A 21,161-nucleotide genomic window follows, 5' to 3' on the forward strand; every position below is an offset into this window, starting at 1 on the left:
CCTTTGTTTGCTTATCATTTGTTTGTAATAGTTTTCCTAGTTTTACTTGGTTTCATACGTTTTTTACCTTCTCGGCAATTATCCAACAACGGACAGATCGCACATTGCGGATTTTGTGCTTTGCAATGGTACCGACCAAAAAAGATCAGACGATGATGGGTTTGAGTCCACTCTTCACGCGGAATCTTCTTCATCAGCTTCTTTTCAACTTCGAGTACAGAATCATCTAACAAAGCCAGACCTAGTCTTTTGGAAACTCGTTCCACATGTGTATCTACCGCAATTGCTGGTACACCGAAAGCGTTCGATACGACCACATTTGCTGTCTTACGCCCTACGCCAGGCAATTCGACTAAATGTTCGTGCTTTTCCGGAATCTCACCATCAAACTTGTCCAGCAGCAATTGACATAGCTTTTGAATATTGCTTGACTTATTTCGAAACAGGCCAATTCGACGAATGTCTTGCTCCAATTCCTCTTGAGGCACAGCCAAGTAATCCTCTGGCCGTTTGTACTTCTGAAACAAGGATTGAGTAACCTTATTGACCGTTTCATCTGTACACTGTGCGGAAAGCAATACAGCGATGGTCAATTCAAATGGATTGCTGTGATGCAACTCACAATGAGCATCCGGGAACAGCTCGCCAATCGTATCTAAAATATGTCTAACCAACTTTTGAGTCATGTTTTTTCTTCCTTGAGGCGTAATAATCTCCAGTGTAGCGAATTGTAACGGTAGAATCAATCCTTCTAAGCGTCAAAATGCGAACATTTTTTAAAATTTATAAGTTTTTTTTATTTTGACCAACAAAAAAATGAGCCGCCTAGTTGAGGAGATAGCCTCCTGATAAACAGACGGATCATTTTTTTATTTTGTTCAAGCTTATTGCTTATCGATTTCTACAATCTTATCGTCCAGAACATAAACCATCACTTGATCGCCAGCTTGGAAGGAAGAAACAGATAGCTGATCTGCACCTTTGTGATAATAAGCTCTTGGATAAAGATTATAAGTTGTTCTATCGTTAGAACTAGATGGTTTAAAATTCATTTGATTCACAATGTTGTTATAGCTGGCAAACTCTCTCTTTGCAGCAGCTGCAACTTGAATGACCTGCTTATCTCCGGCATCTTTCATCACCTGTACACGATCACCAACTTTAATCGATGAGAAGCTTAATGCGGCTCCGCCATTTAATTTTACAGCATAGTTACTTCCAGCGGCAAACACTTGGTTCTTCCCTGTAAAATCCTGTACAGTTAAGCTCGAACTCGCTACATCAACAGCTGTAACTTTGCCTCGAATAGCACTTATCAGTTCTGCTTTCACTACGGCCGTGCCTTTAAATGTCAGCTTCACATACTCATCAGGCACAAAATCTGTTATCGCTCCAACGCTTTGATCGGCCCTAACAATAGGTACATTATCAAGATTAACAACATAAGAGGTGTTCGCTTCATCAGTTACGGTTACTTGTTTTGCGTTGACATTGCTTAATATCGTTTTGTAAAGTCCCGTTTTACTTGTGACAATCTTCGTAACGATGGATTGATCGTAGCTAAGGATCAAGCTAATATTTTCACCAAGCTTCAAATCGGAAAGCGTACTATTCGGTTTATTAGCCAACTCAACGACTGGGGCATAGTTAAGCTTAAAGCTTAAGCTTTGGCCACTGTCTGTTTTCAATGTAATATCGCTTGTCGTCAGGTTAAGCTGCGTTAAAGTACCGTCTAATTGGTTCGACATTTGAATTTGAGTTACATTGTTTTTGGAAACCAACAAATCTACATATTTGCCTGTCGTAAAAGTACTCACGAAGCTAGTAAATGGAAGCTTCATACCTGCATACATAATGGACATCGACTCAGATAATTGGTAGGCATGCGGGGAGCCTGAATTATCTTTTACTGTTAAAATCTTATTTGTTTGATCATAAGAAATAATTTTAGCAAAGTATAAGTTCTCGATCGATCGATTCGTTACGGTAATTCGTGTAACCTTATTATTCAGAACATCCAGTTTGAGCTGATCACCGGGAGCAAGATCATATAAACTAGCTGTCGTCAGGCCATTGATCATCACTTGCACATTATCACCAAGGAAATAAGACCCTAGCTGGCCACCTGCCGTTTTGATAATCGTTAGGTACGTTTTATCATCACTAATTGCTTTAAGTGTACCTTCTACACTAGTACCCACATCAGCTTGTTTTTTAACAAGCACTTTAGTAATCACGCTATTTTGAACCGTGTATTCAATTGCATCTCCAACGTGAAGCGAATTAACATCAATCAAACTGTTATCAGGCAAAGTAGCAATTAAATTACTCGAAAATCCGAAAGTTTCAGGTTGACCTGATGTACTTTCGAGTATTGTCAGTTGTTTACCGTCTTTATTAAGCGTTTGAATCGTCCCGTTTACCGTTTTATTTACCGGTACTTGTTTGACAACGATGGATGTAATTTTGTCGCCTTTTACAATCTTACTTTTTCTTAATTGAATCGTACTTCCACTCACGATGGAACCAAGGCTGAGGCCTCTCCCATCCACGTCGGTTACGGCAACATCAGTAGCAAGATCATATACCTCAAAATTGTCGAGAGTAGCTTTCAATCCATTGATATTTAAGTTTAATAATTTGCCCTCATGAATGTCCATTTGTAGTTCATCGTTCAGTACTTCAACGTAGTAAGCCGTACCGCTTACTTGTACAAGCGAGACCTCGTACGTTTCTTGAATTGTTTTGGCAGCAATTGGATTATCGTCCTTTTTACCATAAAAAACAGCGTTCGTTGAAAGTTTATAGGTGCTTGTGTTCCCATCTTTGTCCATGATAGCGATGCTTCCGCTCGTCAAGCTGGTCATATAGCCTTTAACCGCTCGCGAAGGCAGAGTAGCCAATTCTTTTTGTGAACGACTTAGGAAAGCGGCCATCTGAGCTCGTGTTACAGCACCTTTTGGTTGGAAAGAACCGTCCTCAAATCCATTTACAACTTGCAAAGCAACGGCTGCATTCACATAACCAAGAGCTGTGTAGCTAATCGCACTATTGTCTTTGAAAGCTGTTGGCGTTGAAGACATACTTTGCGCAAGCGATACCTTGCCAATAGCTCTAATCACGACTTCAGCTACCCATTCCCTTGTCGCTTTTTTCTGACCCCAAACCTCTTTCGAAGTATCTCCTTGCGCTCTTGCTTTTTCTTCTTCGTTAGAAATCAAGCCTTTTTGAAGTGCAATTGCTACATAATTTCGAGCGTATTTATCAACGGCCATAAAATCAGGAAAGATTGTGGATGCTGTCATCGCATCTACTTCGCCTTGAAGACCCATCATCCGGGTAGCCATGATCAGTACATCTTGCTGTGAAACAGAATTTTCGGCCCGATACGCGCCATCCTCATAGCCTTCGATAATACCTTCCAAGGCTAACTTGGAAATATGACGAATCCCCCAATAATCGGATTTTACATCTGGAAAGGATAATTTAACATTCGAATTCGTAGATGAAGATGAGTTCTGGTTAGCAGATTCGGCAAGAGCTGGCGTTGCCGCCAAGCTGGTCACGATTAACGAACTTAGAATAGCACTTGCTAATTTCCTATTTTTCATTATATGTATATACTCCTCTGCACCTTCATTTAATTAGGTCGTTTGATTGGATAAGGAAGCTCTAGATGTCCCATTAAACTTTCAACCTGTTTTCCATCCTTCAGTACAAATAGTGCTTTCACTTCAGGAAATTGAAAAGCTGTTTTCTTTAAAGCCTGCAAAAATAAATCTTCCCCAGGCGCACCTAACTGCGTTTTTGGACCAAATTTAAGATCGACTTTCAACTCTCCCTTGGTCTTATCGAACACGACATTCGTAAACTTCATATCGTCAAATAAAGAAACGGCTTTACTATCGTCACTCTTTCCGAGAGCGTTCAGAGAAGCTTGATAGATATCACTTTCCTGTTTAAAGCTGATCGTGACTTCCTGTTCGATTAATTTCATCTCATCTTGGTCACTGTAATAGGCTTTAACCTTCTTTTGCATCAAAGGTTCAGCCGAAGATGTTGGTGTCGGTTGTGGGCTTTGAGCAATAGGTGTAGGCTGTGCCGGTACCGTCGATTGAGGCGTAGCGCCTCCGACAAGCAAGCCTTTTTGACCGCATGCAGTTACAGTTAAAGTGATGGCACTTACAAGAAGCGCCCCTTGAAATAGGCGACTTGTTTTTGTCATCTCACTCACTCCTTAGAGCTTCCTTCTGGAAGCCAGCTTCTTAAGCCTAAGCTTATTTAAGATCCAAGTATTCTTTGATGGCTGTTACGATTGATGTAGCTACTTGATCCTGGAAAGCATCTTTATACATCGCTGCTTCGTCGTCTTTATTGGACAAATACCCCACTTCTACAAGCACAGCTGGCATTGTGGTTTTCTTAATGACACGAAAATCCGCTTCGCGAACTTTGCGATCTGCAAACCCCGTTGCAGCAACAACATTCTTGTGTACGACATTGGCAAAAGATAAGCTTTCAGGCCGATTATAATACGTTTCCGTTCCTGTAATGTTAGCTTTGGCGCTATTCCCATGAATGGACAGGAATAGATCAACTTGATTATCGTTAGCGAAGGCAACGCGATCGTCGAGTTCAACAAATGTATTGTCCGAACGGGTCATTAGCACTTCAAGACGCTTGTCCTGAGAAAGAAGCTTGCTTACCTTCTTCGCTGTAGCTAATGTAAAATCCTTCTCATGCTTGCCTGTAATCGATAAAGCACCTGGATCTTTATCCCCATGACCCGCGTCAATCATAACAGTTAAATGATGTTCACCGATCGTCGCTATCCATTGATTGGTTGGCTTCGTCGTTTGAATTTTATAATCCGCTGAGCTCTTCAAATCCAAAATGACACGCACTGTATCAGGACTATCCGAATAATTTGAAAAACGGATTTTTTGCACGAGGGGATGCTTGGAGGACATCTCACCTGCGTTATTAACCAAAAGCTTTTGAAATGAATCATCAAGCTTCGTATTTGGGAAATCAAAGACGATCCTGTTCGGATTTGCCAGCTTCATGATGGTTGGTTTTAATACACCATCTTTTGCAAGGACGACAAGATCCTTTGCTGAAAGTTCAATGGACGTAAGCAGATGTGTATTTGGATTCAGCGGTTTGTCCCCTGTTCCAGTGCCGGTTCCAGGCGGTGGTGTGGTACCTGTTACAGGAGGCTTTGTTCCTGTTGAAGGTGTCGATGGGTTTGTCGGCTTAGTCGGCAGCACCTCCCCTTGAGGCTTGCCATTTTTATCATCAACCACATCAACAGGCTCAACTACAGGCTTGGATGACAAATCGTCTTTCTTGAACATGTGAACGGAGGAGGTTATCGAATCCCAATTGAACTCAACTCCCAATTTCGCGCCAACAAAGCTTAACGGCAGCATTGTACTCCCCTCGATGATGACGGGAGAAATAGCCATTTTCTCATTAACCCCATTAATCTTAGAAGTTTTGCTGTCAATTGTCAGTTCAATCAAAACATCACTTTTTTTAATCGTAACTTTACGCAGCGCGGCATCCCAAGTAACTTTAGCACCAAGCTCCTCGGCAATGATACGAACAGGCACGATTGTATAGCCCTCTCCAACAATTCTAGGAGAAGGATCTTCTTTTTTTATAACAAGTTGCTTTTCATTCATATACAATTTAATCGTGTTCGGAGACGCTTCATTTCCAAAAGCATACGTAGGAAGAAGGAGTATAAACACGACTAGCGTCAAAAAAATAGCAGGAAATTTCATCATTCACCTCTATGTAATGTCGGAATTAGGAAGTTTTATCGAGCTTAAATAACCAATGTATCAGAATCTAGCAGCAACACTGTAATTATATCAAAATAGCAAACTTACTGACAACAAAACCTCCGTTCTTGCGACAATCTAGTATACTATTAGACGTGTTATTCTGCCAAAAGTTGCAAAGTAATCATATAAAAAATAAAATTTATCATTCTGAGAATAACTATAGGGAACAAAAAAAAGGCCATGCCAATTGAACATCAATTAGCACGCCTTATTCGAGGTTTTATTTATAAGCCAAACGCTCTTTATGAGCTTCTTCATATGCGGTAATTTTGTCCACGTGTTGAAGCGTTAACCCGATATCATCTAAACCTTGCAGCAAAAATTGACGGCGATGCTCGTCTAGATCGAACGTAATGCTGAGACCGTAGTCATCAGTCAACTTGTTATTCTCCAGATCTACATGCAGCTTATAGCCATCATGTTTCGCTGTCCGTTGGAATAAATCTTCCACCTGCTCTTCGGACAATTTAATGGGCAGAATGCCGTTTTTGAAACAGTTGTTGTAGAAAATATCTGCGTATGATGGTGCAATAATAACACGGAAGCCAAAATCTTGAATCGCCCAAGGGGCATGTTCACGGGAGGATCCGCAACCGAAGTTTGCTCTGGAAATCAACACGGAAGCTCCTTGATAGCGTTCTTGATTCAAAGGGAAATTCTCGATCACATTGCCCGCTTCATCCCATCTCCATTCAAAGAAGAGAAATTGACCGAAGCCGGAACGTTCGATTCTTTTCAAAAATTGCTTAGGAATAATTGCATCTGTATCTACATTCACTCGATCAACTGGGCCAACAAGACCCGAGTGTAGTTTAAAAGCGTCCATATTCACATTCTCCTTAGAGTTTTTCGTTAGAAAAACTAACTTCATACACCAATTTAATTAAGCTTGTTGGTATTCTTTAACTTCCCAATCGCGCACATCGAAGAAATGACCTTTAATTGCTGCAGCAACAGCCATAGCTGGAGAAACAAGATGTGTACGTCCTCCGCGACCTTGACGCCCTTCGAAATTACGGTTTGAAGTCGAGGCGCAACGTTGGCCCGGTTTAAGTACGTCTGGGTTCATCGCTAAACACATACTGCAACCTGCATCGCGCCATTCGAAGCCAGCATTCGAGAAAATTTTGTCCAAACCTTCTTTTTCAGCTTGAATTTTGACCCGGCCGGAACCTGGAACAACGATTGCCGTAACGCTAGGATCTACGGTGTACCCTTGAGCAATTTTGGCCGCCGCACGAAGGTCTTCAATACGACCGTTGGTGCAAGAACCGATAAATACATAATCCACTTTCAACTCCGTCATCGGAGTTCCTGGCGTTAAATCCATATATTCAAGCGCTTTTTCAGCAGCTTTACGTTCATTTTCGGTTTCGAAACTTTGTGGATCTGGCACCAATGCATTGACACCTGTCCCCATCCCTGGGCTTGTTCCCCAGGTAACTTGCGGGATCAAAGAATCCGCATCGAAGTCAACTGTCCAATCATATGTTGCGCCTTCGTCCGTTACATAGTTTTTCCATTGTTCAACCGCTGCATCGAATCCAGCGCCTTGAGGCACATATTCACGACCGCGCAGGTAGTTAAAAGTAGTTTCATCAGGAGCGATTAGACCTGCTCTAGCTCCACCTTCAATGGACATATTGCATACAGTCATACGCTCTTCCATGGAAAGACCACGAATCGCTTCACCTGTATATTCAATAACATAACCAGTAGCGAAATCCGTACCGTATTTTGCGATAACGCCAAGGATTAAGTCCTTTGCCGTTACACCTGGCTTCAGGCTGCCGTTAATACGCACTTCTAATGTTTTGGCTTTGGACTGCTGAAGCGTTTGTGTAGCAAGTACGTGCTCAACTTCACTCGTCCCAATACCAAAAGCCAGAGCGCCGAATGCACCGTGTGTAGAAGTATGGCTATCGCCGCATACGATAGTTTTTCCCGGGTGTGTAAGACCTAACTCAGGACCCATAACGTGAACGACACCTTGGTCGATGCTGTCGAGATCAAATAGTGTAACGCCGAAATCACGGCAGTTTTGAGAAAGTGTATCAATTTGTTGTTTGGAAATCGGATCCGTAATGTTAAAACGGTCCTTTGTTGGAACGTTATGATCCATTGTGGCAAAAGTCAGATCCGGTCTGCGAACTTTACGTCCTGACAAACGAAGACCCTCAAATGCTTGTGGTGAAGTTACTTCATGAACCAGTTGCAAGTCAATATAGATAACGCTTGGCTTGCCTTCTTCCTGGTTGATGACGTGATTTTCCCAAATTTTCTCGAACATTGTCTTTTTACTCATACCCAGTCACCTCTTGTCATTATCCGCTCTTAAATGATTACGTTTAATACCCTCATAACGTATACTAGCACGAATTCGTTATTTGGTGAAAGACACAATAACTATAAGGTTCATAGTTTATTCCTATAAGTAACACAGAATATCGACACTCAATTTCTTTCTATATCAGAGCGTATTCTTGTATACTAAGGACAAGCTTCATAGGTAAAAACAATAATGAAAATGCGCTTTATATAAAAGGAGACCCTTCTATCATGGAATTACGCCAACTTCAATATGCCATTCAAATCGCTGTAGAGCGTAACTTCTCGCGCGCAGCAGAGAAACTTCATATCGCCCAGCCTTCCCTCAGCCAGCAGCTGTCCAAGCTTGAGAAAGAGATTGGCGTTCTGCTGTTTCAACGCAGCACCAACTCCGTGGAGCTTACGCATGCAGGCTCTCTTTTTGTTGAAAAATCGCAAAAAATTCTGGACATGGTCGAGCAGCTTAAAAAGGAGATGGAAGACATTTCGCAAATGAAAAAAGGCCGACTTGTTGTTGGGAGCATGCCGATAACGGGTTCAACGATCCTTCCCTTTGTCGTGCCTGTTTTTCGAACTGCGTACCCAGACATTGAGATTTCTCTCGTCGAAGAAACTTCGGCGAACTTAGAAACCCTTACGAACAACGGTCAAACGGACATAAGCCTCCTTTCTCTCCCGCTTCGTGAAGATTCGCTTGTGTACGAAACGCTGTTGGAAGAAGAGTTCGTTCTTGCGGTTCCACCGAGTCATCCACTTGCGGCAAGCGCGGCGCCTGTCCGCATTGAACAGCTAGCGAACGATGCCTTCATCGCGTTGAAAAAAGGACAAGGGTTTCGTAAATTAACACTCGATCTCTGTCAAAAAGCCGGGATTACACCCAATATCGTTTTCGAATCAAGTAACATGGAAACTGTTCAATCACTCGTTGCCGCTGGAATGGGCATAGCCTTTGTACCTTATCTCATCTCAAGAAGAAACCTAAGCGAGCTTTCCCCTATATATCTTCCGCTAGAAGGTCGACCTACGCGCACGCTTGTAATCGCTTATAAGAAAGGACGCTATATTTCCAAAGCTGCCGAAGCTTTTATTTCTACAATGAAAGAAGTCATGAGCAGTATTGTCTAGCAAAACGGGAGGCATTCACGGTGAATAAAACACAGCGATTGATTCATTTGATGATGGCAGTTAATGAACGTATGCAGTTCACTGTTAAAGAAATGGCTGATGAATTCGGCGTTTCCGACAGAACCATGCACCGCGATCTGCAGGAATTAAGCGAGCTCGGCATGCCCCTTTACACGGAATTCGGCCCTCATGGCGGTTACCGCTTGCTGAAAAAACGCATGCTGCCTCCGATCCTGTTCTCGGAACAGGAGGCCGTTGCCATGTTTTTCGCCTTTCAATCGCTCCAATATTACGGAGCGCTGCCTTTTGAAGCGGAATCGACTTCCGCCCTTCATAAATTTTATCATTACCTTCCGACTGATGTAAGAACAAAGATTGATGCGCTCAAGGATCGCGTTTCGTTTTGGACACCGTATCGAACGCAGAGCTCACCATTTTTGCAGCAGCTGCTTGAAGCTTCCATCGAGGGTCATCCTTTACTTATGAGTTATGCCTCAAAAGAGGGAATCAAGCAAAGAACGATTCAACCGATAGGCATATATGCGAGTCATGGCTTTTGGTACTTACCCTCTTATTGCTTTTTAAAAGAAGGATTTCTTTTATTCCGTGCTGACCGAATCATTTCTCTGGAGCCTGCTCATTCAAGTCAACCTAGTAAGGATTTCAGAAACTATACCATTCCGGACTGGCTCCTTGCTGGCGCAGCATATGAAGGTCAACCGCAGCCGAAGCTTAATCTACGCGTCAGATTAACTCCAAATGGTATTCGCGCTTATGAACGCAGCAATGGTTTCAATGGTGCTTTAACACTCGATAAGGATGGCAGCGGTATGCTTGTAGCCGACATGCTGCCTGACAATTTAGCTTACTTTTCCAGCTATTTTCTTAGTCTTGGCGCTGATGCGATTGTTGAAGAGCCCTTCGAAATGGTTGATTGGATCCGCGAACAGATCCGAGCTATGCAGCAGGCTTATGAGGTATAATATTCCGTAAATACGATGACAAGATCTGTCAACGATTACGTGTAGCATGAGAGCTGTAGTCAACTTAAGATGATGGCTAAGCCAGTAATTCTGGCAATAACACGCTTGGGAGGCGCAGCAATGACAAATAACGTTCAAAATTTACAAGGAAAGATTGCTTTAGTGACAGGATCAAGTCGTGGTGGTGGACGCGGAATCGCGCTTGCTCTTGGGGAAGCCGGGGCAACTGTGTATGTGACAGGACGCAGTACGAGAACACAGTCAAGTAGAACCGATTTAACTGGAACCATTGAAGATACTGCTGAAGCCGTCTCTCAGCGCGGCGGCGTGGGTATTCCTGTTCGCTGTGACCATACGGTTGATGACGACGTAGCCGCGTTGTACGATCGCATTAAGCAAGAACAAGGCTCCCTTGATCTTGTTGTAAACAACGCTTGGGGTGGTTACGAAAACTACGAAGACACCGATTTCCAAGCTCCTTTTTGGAAGCAACCGATGCTGCGTTGGGACAAAATGTTTCAAGCCGGCTTGCGCGCTCAAATGGTTTCAAGCCGCTACGCCATGTCAGGACTATTTCTTGCACAAAAGCACGGACTCATCATTAATACCGGTGTTTATTCGGATATCGGCGGGAATTATCCCGTGAACGTATTTTACGATACGGTGAAACGCGCTGTCGCTACGATGACTCGTGGGATGTCCCTCAATCTTCAGGCAAGTGAAACTGGCGTAATTGCATTAGCGCTTGCACCTGGGTGGATGCGAACAGAAGCGGTGTATAAACACTATGGACTAGAAGCAGGAGATCCTGATTTCATGAGAATCGAAGCGCTTCATCCTACCGAGTCGGTGGAATACATTGGCCGTGCTGTTGTCGCCCTTGCTTCCGATCCTCTTGTGCACAAGAAAGCAGGTCAATTACTTGAGGCAGGCTCTCTAGCTGCTGAGTACGGTTTCACCGATGTAGACGGTAGGCAAATGCCGCCGTTCCGGGTGTAGTCCCTTATTCCCTTATTAAATCCCTTCACAATACGATTTGGCTGTTGGATACGGCAGGTGTCAAAAGCTGCTATATGCCGATGGCCATTTTGTTCCCCCCCCCTATTAACCATTTAGCCTACAAAAGCATATGATATATCAGAATTTATGATCAATACGATAATAAAACATGATATTATAAGATGAAAGTGGCTTATGGAGGCTGAAAACAATGAAGTTATTACAAGCAATTGAGCAAACATTCTGCAGGTTGCAAGAGCCCTCACACGAACAAATGAAATCAGCTATACATGCTTTGAAAGAACGATTTTCCACTATTAAGGACCTAATAACGGAGCCAACACAGCTTCCTTACGGCAGAAATGTCGTTTTTAGCAGCAAAGAATTAGAAGTGATCGTCATTCATATTCCCGCCAATCAGGCTACAGCCATTCATAACCACGGATTATCCATTGGTACCGCTTATTTAGTTGAAGGTTCGCTTGTAAATACGATGTTTACCCTAGATCCCGCAGGCTACCCTATCCCTCAGCAAGATCACTTCATACAAGCCGGACAATTTTTCCTTGCCCCTGCTGGACAAATCCATCAACTAAACAATCCCTTTCACGAACGTGCCATCTCTCTTCATGTGTACACGCCTCCGCTACGCAGTGTGAACCGTTACTTGCCCTACAGTGATATTCTCGATTACGTCATATAAAAAATCCCCTGCACCGCGCCAGCTAGCACGCATACAGGGGATGACGCTATTAAAACTGCAGCTTGTTTTCGATAAATGTCTTTAACTCGCTGATAGGCATACGTGTTTGCTCCATCGTATCACGATCACGAACCGTTACTTGACCATCAGTTTCTGACTCGAAGTCATACGTAATACAAAACGGCGTACCGATTTCATCGTGACGACGGTAACGTTTACCGATTGAACCCGCATCATCATAATCGACCATGAAGTGCTTAGCCAGATCTGCGAAGACAGCCTGCGCACCTTCAGCCAGCTTTTTGGAAAGCGGGAATATCGCGGCTTTGATCGGCGCAAGCGCTGGGTGGAAACGCAGAACCGTACGACTGTCGTCACCTTCCAATTTTTGCTCCTCATATGCATCGATCAATAAGGCCAAAGTCACTCGATCTGCACCCAATGAAGGCTCAATACAGTATGGGATGTAGCGCTCGTTCGTCTCTTGATCAATGTAGTTGAAATCTTCGCCAGAATGCTCCATGTGCTGTTTCAAGTCAAAGTCCGTGCGGTCCGCAATGCCCCAAAGCTCGCCCCAACCGAATGGGAATTTGTACTCGATATCTGTCGTCGCATTACTATAATGAGATAGTTCATCATCATTATGGTCTCGCAAACGCAGGTTATCTGGTTTCGCGCCTAATGTTAGCAGCCAGTTATGGCAGAAGCTTCTCCAGTACTCAAACCATTTCATGTCCTCGCCCGGTTTGCAGAAAAATTCTAACTCCATTTGCTCAAATTCACGCGTACGGAACGTAAAGTTACCTGGCGTGATTTCGTTACGGAAACTTTTACCGACTTGTCCGATACCGAAAGGCAGCTTTTTACGCATCGTGCGCTGCACATTTTTGAAGTTAACGAAAATGCCTTGTGCGGTTTCTGGACGCAGATAAACGACGTTAGAGCTTGATTCAGTTACCCCTTGGAACGTTTTGAACATGAGGTTGAATTGACGAATATCAGTGAAGTCTTTGCTGCCGCAATCCGGGCAAACGATATCATGCTCAACGATTAGCTTCTGCATATCGTCAAACGTCATGCCGTCAACAATGATTTCGATGTCTTTTTCAGCCAATTTGCCTTCTATTAATTTATCCGCTCGGTGACGCGCCTTACACTGTTTGCAATCGATCATCGGATCGTTAAAGTTCCCTACGTGACCGGATGCCACCCAAGCTTGCGGGTTCATCAAAATCGCTGCATCAAGGCCTACATTGTAGGGGGATTCTTGAATGAATTTTTTCCACCATGCGCGCTTAATGTTGTTTTTGAGCTCTACGCCAAGCGGACCGTAATCCCATGTATTAGCAAGCCCGCCGTACACTTCGGAACCTGGAAATACAAAACCTCTGTGCTTCGCTAACGCTACAATTTGCTCCATAGTAACACTCATCTTCATTCTCCTTCATCTGTTCAAAATAGGTTGATTCTCGTTGAAGACGACGCCTTGATGATGGGCCAAATGCAAAAAAAGGCTCATCATCCAAAGGCATCAAAACAATGCCTAGGGACGAGAGCCTTACGCACCCGCGGTTCCACCCTAGTTGACACGCAAATTCACAAGAGCGTATCCCCTTTATCGAATTGACTCCGGATAGCCTTTTCCTTGAACTTCAGTCTGGGCTCTCACCGTCCCCAGCTCGCTGAACATGAAGGTGCTTCAAGTACTATTCATCCATCACAGCCACAATTGTTATACAATTGGCTTTAGTGTACCGAAAAACCACAAAAAAATCAAATCTGTTTTACGCAGAGTCTAGCGCTAATAAAGGTGTGGCCGCCGATCTTCGAACACAGGTATTTTCCCCCGAACGCGCACAACTTCGCTCAAATCGATAGTCGCGTGTAAAATCGCTTCGGTTTCATCCCCTTCAACAAGAACTTCCCCCCATGGGTCGATAACCATCGAATGTCCGAAAAAGTTCGTTGTACCGCTAGTACCCACCCGATTACAGGAAACGACATACATTTGATTCTCAATCGCTCTTGCCATGAGCAGCGTACGCCAGTGATGCAATCTCGGATGTGGCCACTCCGCAGGTACAAACAATATCCTTGCCCCATCTAAAGCTAGCTTCCGAGCAAGCTCTGGAAAACGAATGTCATAGCATATCATTGCGGCAGCGGGAACGCCCTCTAGTTCGAATCTGCCTAGCTGGTCGCCGCTTTGCAGGTACTTTTCCTCATCCATAAGGCGGAAAAGATGAATCTTGGAATATTCAGCAATTTCTTGGCCCTGACGATCGAAGGCATACACCGTATTCAGTACCTGATCTCCCCGTTTATTCGCGATCGAGCCCCCGATAAGATTCACCTTATTTTTCATCGCAAAATCACGTAGGAACGTTTTCGTACGAGCTCCGTCTTGATCCGCTATTTCATGAATTTCAGTCAGCGCGTAGCCTGTGTTCCACATTTCCGGAAAAACGATGACATCTGGCTTTATTTCAGCAGAAACAGCTTCGTTTAAAAATGCTTCCAAGCGAGTAAAATTGGTGTTCGGTTCTCCAATGGCTATATCCATCTGAATGAGTGCAATATGTAGAGTATGGGCGTCCCCCATGTGAAGGCTCCTTTCAAAATCGTATATTCTTCATTTTTATTATATTAGCCGAATTGAGTGATGAACTCAATTCGGCTTGAACGCTTTGGATTGCCCTCTAGGAATACTCAGTGTCGTCCAGCTATTACTTGCCAAATGCTTGCCAAGAAAAACCATTTGGCCCACGTGATAACCGTAATGAGAAACTTGTCGTTGAATGGCTTGTAGCACCGTATTAGCTTCACCACGGATCATAACGAGACTAAGCACATCATCCGCAGTTAGCGATTGGAGTGTACCAAATAAAACTTGCCATCCCTCTTCCCAAAGCGAAATGAGCTCCTGTCGGTTGAATGACTTACTTTCAAATTCTCCGTCTCGATTGCGCCATTCCTTTTCTCCATCGGTTGTCAGGAAATCCGTCCAACGAGACAGCATATTGCCATGCATGTGTTTGATAAGGATCTCCATAGAGTTGGACTCGCCGTCCAATGCTTGATGGAAATGTTCATCTTCAAGCTGGATTAACGTTTTGTCTGCGAGTTGCTTCATACTTTCAAATGCTCGAATCGATTCTTGTAAAAAAACCTCAGCCACTTTTTCGTTTGTATGCATAATTAACCCCTTCCCGTTTGGGTTCTTACTAAATTCATGCGAACAATCTAACTATACACCACACTTGAATCATGGTACATTAATGTTATTATGTAAATCCCGACCTACGGAGTGTGAATTAAAACATGACCAATCTATCTCGACCACAAGCCCCTTTTTCCATACAACCTGCCGATCGTATGCAGGGATTGCCAACACAGTTCTTTGCAACACTAGTTCGTAAAGCAAATGAGCAAATTGCACAAGGACACGACGTCATTAATTTGGGGCAAGGTAACCCTGACCGACCGACCCCCTCTCACATCGTTGCTTCCATGCAAGAAGCTGCGGCTAATCCGCTCTATCACAAATATCCACCATTTAGCGGGTTCCCCTTTCTCAAAGAAGCGGTCGCTCAGCGTTATAAGGAAGACCACGATGTCGACCTTGACCCTGAAACCGAGGTCGCCATACTTTTTGGCGGTAAAACAGGATTGATTGAAATCGCTCAATGTCTGCTCAATCCAGGAGATGTTTGTCTTGTCCCTGATCCAGGTTATCCAGACTACTGGTCTGGCGTAGCGCTTGCAGGCGCGCAGATGGCTTTCATGCCGCTTAAAGAAGACAATAACTTCCTTCCTGATTATTCAGCGCTGAAGGAATCTGATCTGAACCGTGCCAAGTTAATGTTCATTAACTATCCGAATAATCCTACCGGAGCCACCGCACCAGCCTCCTTTTACCAGGAGACCGTTGAGTTCGCTCATCGGCGCGGGGTCGTGGTGGCAAGTGATTTTGCTTATGGAGCCATTGGTTTCGACGGTCAGAAACCCGTAAGCTTCCTCTCCACCCCTGGCGCAAAAGAAGTTGGCGTGGAATTTTACACCTTGTCCAAAACTTACAATATGGCTGGCTGGCGTGTCGGCTTCGCTCTTGGCAATCGTGAGGTTATCCGCTTAATCAACTTAATGCAGGATCATTATTACTGCTCTCTGTTCGGAGGCATCCAAGCAGCGGCGACAACCGCTCTTATCGGTCCTCAGGACTGTGTAACTGAACTTCGCAATGTTTACGAAAGCCGACGTAACGCACTATACACAGCGCTTGCTGGTATCGGATGGAACGCCTCCCCCTCACAGGGCTCGTTCTTCTCATGGCTGCCAGTGCCGAAGGGACACACCTCGACAAGCCTTTCCGACCTGCTGCTGCAGGAAGCTAAAGTTGTCGTGGCTCCGGGTGTAGGCTTTGGGACACACGGCGAAGGATATGTACGGCTTGGGCTGTTGTCATCTGAGACACGCTTGGAAGAAGCCGTGCAGCGAATTGGCAAGCTTCATTTGTTTGATTAATCTATGGACATTACAATGGGTTGAGAGCTTCATGCTTTCAGCCTTGCAGGAGCTTCATGAGTTACTCCTGTTAGAATAAAAAAAGGGCCGAACAGTCAGGTTCCCTTCCCTTGGTAAGAGGGAAGTATTGACATTAGCTCCTTTACAAAGACTTGTACAGCATGCTATTCTATAAAGAATTAAAAGGAAGCCTTCAAGAGACTTCCATATCGCAACGTTATGATGGGAATAGTAGGAAGCGTGCAACACGTCTGCAGAGAGTAAGCTCCATTGGCTGAGAGAGCTTACCGTGAACCGATTTCGAACCCGCCCCTGAACGGTCAACGACGAGTTGAACAGCCCCCTGCTGTTATTTAGGGAATCTAGAGTTGGGTGCAGCTTTTTTTACATGCGCCAATCTAAGGTGGTACCGCGGAAGTTACAGACTTTCGTCCTTATTGTTATGAGGACGAAAGTCTTTTTTGCATATACATACTTAGCCAAATAAAACCAAAGGATGGGATCGATATGATACAGCGAATCGTCGTCAAAATCGGCAGCAGCTCTTTAACTTCCGATACAGGCGGCCTAAATCCGGATAAAATACGTTTTTTCGCTTCGGAGTTGGCGCGATTGCAGCAAGACGGCCATCAAGTGCTGCTCGTTACATCCGGCGCGGTAGCCGCAGGCTTCACTTCCCTTGGCTACCGCACACGGCCTAAGGTGCTGCACGAGAAGCAGGCCGCTGCTGCAGTCGGCCAGGCGCTATTAATGCAGGCCTATCACGAAGCCTTCGCCTCTCATGGCACTAGCGTCGCTCAAATTTTGCTAACGAGATATGATTTCTCCAACCGCAAGCGCGTCCAGAACGCGCTGATGACGATTGACGAACTGCTGCAGCGGGGCGTCGTCCCCATCATCAACGAGAACGATTCCGTCTCAGTCGATGAGCTTAAATTCGGCGACAATGACACCTTGTCTGCGTTAGTCGGCAACCTAGTGAAAGCCAACAAGTTGATCATCATCACAGACATGGACGGCTTGTATACGGACGACCCTAGAAAAAATGCGAGCGCACAGCGAATCGAGCGCGTAGATGCAATCAGCGACGAGCTCTTCAGCTTCGCTGGAGGTTCAGGGAGCGCAGTCGGCACCGGCGGTATGCGCTCCAAGGTCGAGGCCGCCCGTATCGCCATGCGCGGAGGTGTACCCGTTTTCGTAGGGCGCGTGCTTGAGCCCTACGATCTACAGCTTGCCGTAGATGGTCAAGGCAAGGGAACTTATTTCGACACGGCGATGAACAACTTGCCAGTCAAAAAGCAATGGGTCGGTTTTCATTCGCTGCCCCAAGGCCGAATTATCGTCGATGCGGGTGCCAGGACAGCGTTGCTATCCGGCGGTAAAAGCCTACTCCCCGCCGGTATTACTGCCGTCGAAGGCGATTTCCACCCCGGAGACGTCGTTGAGGTGTTGGGCACAGATAACACACTACTAGGTCGCGGAGTCGTTAACTACACAGCATGGCAATTGCAAGCAGCCGCAGGCTTATCAACCGAAGAAGTACAAAAGCGGGTCGAGGTCGTACGTATTGAAGTGATCCATCGAGACGAGTGGGTCCCGCTCCTATAGATAGGCTCGGAAAGTGAGGCAAGCTAAGCATGAGACAACAATTGTTACTTAACCCTACACTGCGGGACGTACCAGCAGACGCAGAAGCTGTGAGCCACCGCCTCATGCTTCGAGCAGGATTCATCCGGCAGCTATCCAGCGGCATTTATTCTTATTTACCTCTAGGATTGAAAGCACTGCGCAACATTCAACAGATTGTACAAGAAGAAATGGATGCGGCTGGAGCTCAAGAGATGCTCATGCCAGCCCTCCATCCTTCTGAATTATGGAAAGAATCAGGCAGATGGGACATCTATGGCCCAGAGCTCATGAGACTAGAAGACCGAAATGGGCGAGAGTTCGCCCTTGGCGCTACGCATGAAGAAGTGATTACTTCTCTTGTACGCGATGAAATTCAGTCTTACAAGAAGCTGCCTATGACGCTTTATCAGATCCAAACCAAATTCAGGGATGAACGACGACCTCGGTATGGTCTCCTGCGCGGACGAGAATTTCTAATGAAGGACGCCTATTCCTTTGATCGTTCTTCCGCTGGATTAGATCTAAGCTATAAGCAAATGTATAACGCCTATGACCGCATCTTCCGTCGTACGGGACTGAAATTTCGCGCAGTTGAAGCCGATTCCGGCGCTATCGGCGGCACCGATACTCATGAATTTATGGCACTAGCCGATGTTGGCGAAGATACCATCGTTTATTGTCCATCCTGTCAATATGCAGCTAACCTAGAGAAAGCTGTCGGTGTGATTCCAGAACTACAGATGACGGCTGAAACAAACAACTCGACTCCGCCTGAGAAAATTCACACGCCTCAGGCTTCAAGCATCAAAAAATTAAGTCAGTTCCTGAACGTCAAGCCGCAACAAATCATCAAAACAATTGCTTTAAAGGCCGATGGCGCCCCTCTCGTCGTGCTCATTCGAGGAGATTATGAGCTGAATGAGATTAAGATTAGGCAAGTCGTTAACGCTGAACAAATCAGCATGATGACCGAAGATGAGATCATGAATGAACTTCGTTCTGTTGCAGGTTTCATCGGTCCAATCGGACTTCTTGGTAGAAGCGGCGTTCAGCTCATCGCGGACGACTCTGTTAGAGGGCTGACTGAAGCAGTCATCGGTGCGAACGAAGCAGATTTCCACTTGCAACACGTACAGGTCGACCGTGATCTCCCTACTTTGATGTACGCCGATTTACGCAATGTGGCAGAAGGTGATACGTGCGTCCATTGCTTGAGTGAACTTGTTTTTGCAAAAGGCATTGAGGTTGGGCACGTATTTAAATTAGGCACTAAATATAGTCATTCATTGGGTGCTGTCTACAACGATGAAGCTGGCGCTTCCCAAGATATCGTAATGGGCTGTTATGGCATCGGGATTTCACGTGTGCTTGCTGCTATAGTCGAACAAAATCATGACGATTACGGCATCATTTGGCCCCATGCCATTACACCATTCTCGATCCATCTACTAACGGTTAAGACGCAGGATGAAGCTCAAATGAAACTGTCAGAACATATCTACGACACGCTGACACGTGCAGGCTTCAGTGTTTTATGGGATGACCGAGAAGAACGACCAGGAGTCAAATTCCATGATGCGGATCTCCTCGGCTTCCCGCTCCGACTAACTGTAGGGAAGAAAGCGGCTGAATCCAGTATCGAATGCAAGGAACGCCGCAACGGTAACCAATACGAGCTTCAAGTCGACAATTTGCTAGCTCACTGTCAAACATTTTTTAATTAGGAGGCTGAAACCGATGAGTGAAGTCGTTCAGAAATCAAAACTTGCCAAACAAGCGGCTCAAATGATGGGCAATCTAAGCACCGAGCAGAAAAACGCCGCACTGCTTCTTATGGCTAATGCACTAGTAACCGAGCAGCAAGCTATCATTGATGCTAACGCTAAGGATTTGCAGCGTGGCAAAGACGCTGGCACCAGCACTTCCTTACTAGACCGTCTAGCGCTGAATGAGAGTCGCATTCAAGCAATGGCGGAAGGTCTTCGTCAAATCGCAGAATTACCTGATCCAATCGGAGATACGTTAGAATCGTTTGATCGTCCCAACGGTTTGCGCATTAGCAAAATCCGTGTTCCATTAGGCGTCATTGGCATCATTTATGAAGCTAGACCTAATGTAACCGTTGATGCTGCTGGCTTATGTCTAAAAACAGGGAACGCAGTTGTGCTGCGTGGTGGATCTTCGGCACTATTTTCCAATGAAAAAATTATTCAGGTACTCCATGGCGCCCTTAGCCGCTCTGCGATACCAGTGGATGCCCTCCAGCTTATTCTCAGCGCTGACCGTTCGTCTGTGGACGAAATGTTGAAGTTAAATGGCCTGATTGATGTATTAATTCCAAGAGGCGGACATTCGCTTATTCAAAATGTTGTCAATAACGCTTCGGTTCCTGTCATTGAAACGGGAGCAGGTGTATGTCATACTTTTATAGATGAAAGTGCGCAGCTCGATATGGCGATTCGAATTGCAGTGAATGCCAAAGCGCAGCGGCCTTCCGTCTGCAACTCCATGGAAACCATGCTCGTTCATGAAGCATTCGCCGCCCAACACTTAGCTGCTTTAGCCGATGCTTTCCAAGCGGTTCAAGTCGAACTACGAGGCGATGAACGCGCAAGAGATCTGGTCCCTTCCATGCATATCGCCGAGGCTGTTGACTGGGAAACGGAATACGGAGATTACATCCTTTCGGTCAAAGTTGTGAAAGATCTTGATGAAGCATTCGCGCATATCCACAATTATGGCACCAAGCACTCCGAGTGCATCGTGACCGAACAACCTGCACATGCAGAACGATTCCTACAAGAGGTCGATGCGGCGGCTGTGTATCACAACGCTTCAACGCGTTTTACAGATGGTTTCGAATTCGGCTTTGGCGCTGAAATCGGTATCTCTACACAGAAGCTGCACGCGCGAGGACCTATGGGTCTGCACGCTTTAACCTCAACGAAATACCGCATCTACGGAAGCGGTCAAATCCGAGAATAGTTTCGCATCCAACAGATTGCTTGCGATGTCAAT

Annotated in this window: 17 protein-coding genes; 8 read left to right on the forward strand and 9 right to left on the reverse strand. The window is 45.2% G+C overall.

Annotated elements, in window-relative coordinates:
* Positions 1-14 precede the first annotated feature (14 nt).
* The 6 genes from nth to leuC form a co-directional block, all read right to left on the reverse strand.
* Positions 15-686, reverse strand: a complete 672-nt coding sequence (gene nth / locus GK047_RS08270; protein WP_163944069.1) for an endonuclease III — start codon at positions 684-686, stop codon at positions 15-17.
* Positions 687-884: 198 nt separating this feature from the next.
* Positions 885-3,611, reverse strand: a complete 2,727-nt coding sequence (locus GK047_RS08275) for an S-layer homology domain-containing protein (RefSeq protein ID WP_163944072.1) — start codon at positions 3,609-3,611, stop codon at positions 885-887.
* A 29-nt stretch (positions 3,612-3,640) separates the two neighbouring features.
* Positions 3,641-4,225 carry a GerMN domain-containing protein gene (locus tag GK047_RS08280; protein ID WP_163944076.1) on the reverse strand — a complete coding sequence of 195 codons (585 nt, stop codon included), beginning with the start codon at positions 4,223-4,225 and terminating at the stop codon, positions 3,641-3,643.
* Positions 4,226-4,277: 52 nt separating this feature from the next.
* Positions 4,278-5,792, reverse strand: a complete 1,515-nt coding sequence (locus GK047_RS08285; RefSeq protein WP_163944079.1) for an N-acetylmuramoyl-L-alanine amidase family protein — start codon at positions 5,790-5,792, stop codon at positions 4,278-4,280.
* A 280-nt stretch (positions 5,793-6,072) separates the two neighbouring features.
* Positions 6,073-6,678, reverse strand: coding sequence for a 3-isopropylmalate dehydratase small subunit (gene leuD / locus GK047_RS08290; RefSeq protein WP_163944082.1), 606 nt, complete (start codon positions 6,676-6,678; stop codon positions 6,073-6,075).
* Positions 6,679-6,735: 57 nt separating this feature from the next.
* Positions 6,736-8,157: a 3-isopropylmalate dehydratase large subunit gene (gene leuC, locus GK047_RS08295; RefSeq protein WP_163944086.1), complete on the reverse strand. Its 1,422-nt coding sequence runs from the start codon at positions 8,155-8,157 to the stop codon at positions 6,736-6,738.
* Positions 8,158-8,411: 254 nt separating this feature from the next.
* On the opposite strand from leuC, the gene GK047_RS08300 reads away from it, so the two are divergent.
* The 4 genes from GK047_RS08300 (at position 8,412) to GK047_RS08315 (ending at position 11,990) form a co-directional block, all read left to right on the forward strand.
* Complete coding sequence (locus tag GK047_RS08300; RefSeq protein WP_163944088.1) at positions 8,412-9,305, forward strand: LysR family transcriptional regulator; 894 nt, start codon at positions 8,412-8,414, stop codon at positions 9,303-9,305.
* Positions 9,306-9,325: 20 nt separating this feature from the next.
* Positions 9,326-10,288 (forward strand): WYL domain-containing protein, encoded by a 963-nt coding sequence (locus tag GK047_RS08305; RefSeq protein WP_163944090.1) that lies wholly within the window; start codon positions 9,326-9,328, stop codon positions 10,286-10,288.
* A 120-nt stretch (positions 10,289-10,408) separates the two neighbouring features.
* Positions 10,409-11,287, forward strand: a complete 879-nt coding sequence (locus tag GK047_RS08310; RefSeq protein ID WP_205516569.1) for an SDR family NAD(P)-dependent oxidoreductase — start codon at positions 10,409-10,411, stop codon at positions 11,285-11,287.
* Between the two features lie 211 nt (positions 11,288-11,498).
* Positions 11,499-11,990, forward strand: a complete 492-nt coding sequence (locus GK047_RS08315; protein ID WP_163944094.1) for a cysteine dioxygenase — start codon at positions 11,499-11,501, stop codon at positions 11,988-11,990.
* Between the two features lie 49 nt (positions 11,991-12,039).
* Here GK047_RS08315 and GK047_RS08320 read toward each other — a convergent pair whose 3' ends face one another.
* The 3 genes from GK047_RS08320 to GK047_RS08330 form a co-directional block, all read right to left on the reverse strand.
* Positions 12,040-13,422, reverse strand: coding sequence for a glycine--tRNA ligase (locus GK047_RS08320; RefSeq protein WP_163944097.1), 1,383 nt, complete (start codon positions 13,420-13,422; stop codon positions 12,040-12,042).
* A gap of 369 nt (positions 13,423-13,791) precedes the next feature.
* Entirely contained in the window at positions 13,792-14,592 is an 801-nt protein-coding gene (locus tag GK047_RS08325; protein ID WP_240343857.1) for a carbon-nitrogen family hydrolase, read from the reverse strand.
* Between the two features lie 66 nt (positions 14,593-14,658).
* Positions 14,659-15,186, reverse strand: coding sequence for a DUF1572 family protein (locus GK047_RS08330; protein WP_163944100.1), 528 nt, complete (start codon positions 15,184-15,186; stop codon positions 14,659-14,661).
* A gap of 125 nt (positions 15,187-15,311) precedes the next feature.
* On the opposite strand from GK047_RS08330, the gene GK047_RS08335 reads away from it, so the two are divergent.
* The 4 genes from GK047_RS08335 (at position 15,312) to GK047_RS08350 (ending at position 21,128) form a co-directional block, all read left to right on the forward strand.
* A complete protein-coding gene (locus GK047_RS08335; RefSeq protein ID WP_163944102.1) occupies positions 15,312-16,514 on the forward strand; it encodes a pyridoxal phosphate-dependent aminotransferase in 1,203 nt (400 codons plus the stop codon).
* A gap of 507 nt (positions 16,515-17,021) precedes the next feature.
* On the forward strand, positions 17,022-18,122 hold the full coding sequence (gene proB, locus GK047_RS08340) for a glutamate 5-kinase (protein WP_163944106.1): 1,101 nt from the start codon (positions 17,022-17,024) through the stop codon (positions 18,120-18,122).
* Positions 18,123-18,151: 29 nt separating this feature from the next.
* Complete coding sequence (locus GK047_RS08345; RefSeq protein ID WP_163944109.1) at positions 18,152-19,867, forward strand: proline--tRNA ligase; 1,716 nt, start codon at positions 18,152-18,154, stop codon at positions 19,865-19,867.
* Between the two features lie 13 nt (positions 19,868-19,880).
* A complete protein-coding gene (locus GK047_RS08350) occupies positions 19,881-21,128 on the forward strand; it encodes a glutamate-5-semialdehyde dehydrogenase (RefSeq protein ID WP_163944112.1) in 1,248 nt (415 codons plus the stop codon).
* The last annotated feature ends 33 nt before the right edge of the window (positions 21,129-21,161 follow it).

This window comes from Paenibacillus sp. SYP-B3998, assembly GCF_010820665.1.
GTDB lineage: Bacteria > Bacillota > Bacilli > Paenibacillales > NBRC-103111 > Paenibacillus_E.

What these genes read in the sequence shown, in the direction of transcription:
- GK047_RS08275 (WP_163944072.1), bottom strand. Translation starts at nt 3,611, where the DNA reads ATGAAAAATAGGAAATTAGCAAGTGCTATTCTAAGTTCGTTAATCGTG.
- nth (WP_163944069.1), bottom strand. Translation starts at nt 686, where the DNA reads ATGACTCAAAAGTTGGTTAGACATATTTTAGATACGATTGGCGAGCTG.
- GK047_RS08320 (WP_163944097.1), bottom strand. Translation starts at nt 13,422, where the DNA reads ATGAGTGTTACTATGGAGCAAATTGTAGCGTTAGCGAAGCACAGAGGT.
- GK047_RS08345 (WP_163944109.1), top strand. Translation starts at nt 18,152, where the DNA reads ATGAGACAACAATTGTTACTTAACCCTACACTGCGGGACGTACCAGCA.
- GK047_RS08335 (WP_163944102.1), top strand. Translation starts at nt 15,312, where the DNA reads ATGACCAATCTATCTCGACCACAAGCCCCTTTTTCCATACAACCTGCC.
- proB (WP_163944106.1), top strand. Translation starts at nt 17,022, where the DNA reads ATGATACAGCGAATCGTCGTCAAAATCGGCAGCAGCTCTTTAACTTCC.
- GK047_RS08330 (WP_163944100.1), bottom strand. Translation starts at nt 15,186, where the DNA reads ATGCATACAAACGAAAAAGTGGCTGAGGTTTTTTTACAAGAATCGATT.
- leuC (WP_163944086.1), bottom strand. Translation starts at nt 8,157, where the DNA reads ATGAGTAAAAAGACAATGTTCGAGAAAATTTGGGAAAATCACGTCATC.
- GK047_RS08300 (WP_163944088.1), top strand. Translation starts at nt 8,412, where the DNA reads ATGGAATTACGCCAACTTCAATATGCCATTCAAATCGCTGTAGAGCGT.
- GK047_RS08280 (WP_163944076.1), bottom strand. Translation starts at nt 4,225, where the DNA reads ATGACAAAAACAAGTCGCCTATTTCAAGGGGCGCTTCTTGTAAGTGCC.
- leuD (WP_163944082.1), bottom strand. Translation starts at nt 6,678, where the DNA reads ATGGACGCTTTTAAACTACACTCGGGTCTTGTTGGCCCAGTTGATCGA.
- GK047_RS08285 (WP_163944079.1), bottom strand. Translation starts at nt 5,792, where the DNA reads ATGATGAAATTTCCTGCTATTTTTTTGACGCTAGTCGTGTTTATACTC.
- GK047_RS08325 (WP_240343857.1), bottom strand. Translation starts at nt 14,592, where the DNA reads ATGGGGGACGCCCATACTCTACATATTGCACTCATTCAGATGGATATA.
- GK047_RS08315 (WP_163944094.1), top strand. Translation starts at nt 11,499, where the DNA reads ATGAAGTTATTACAAGCAATTGAGCAAACATTCTGCAGGTTGCAAGAG.
- GK047_RS08350 (WP_163944112.1), top strand. Translation starts at nt 19,881, where the DNA reads ATGAGTGAAGTCGTTCAGAAATCAAAACTTGCCAAACAAGCGGCTCAA.
- GK047_RS08310 (WP_205516569.1), top strand. Translation starts at nt 10,409, where the DNA reads ATGACAAATAACGTTCAAAATTTACAAGGAAAGATTGCTTTAGTGACA.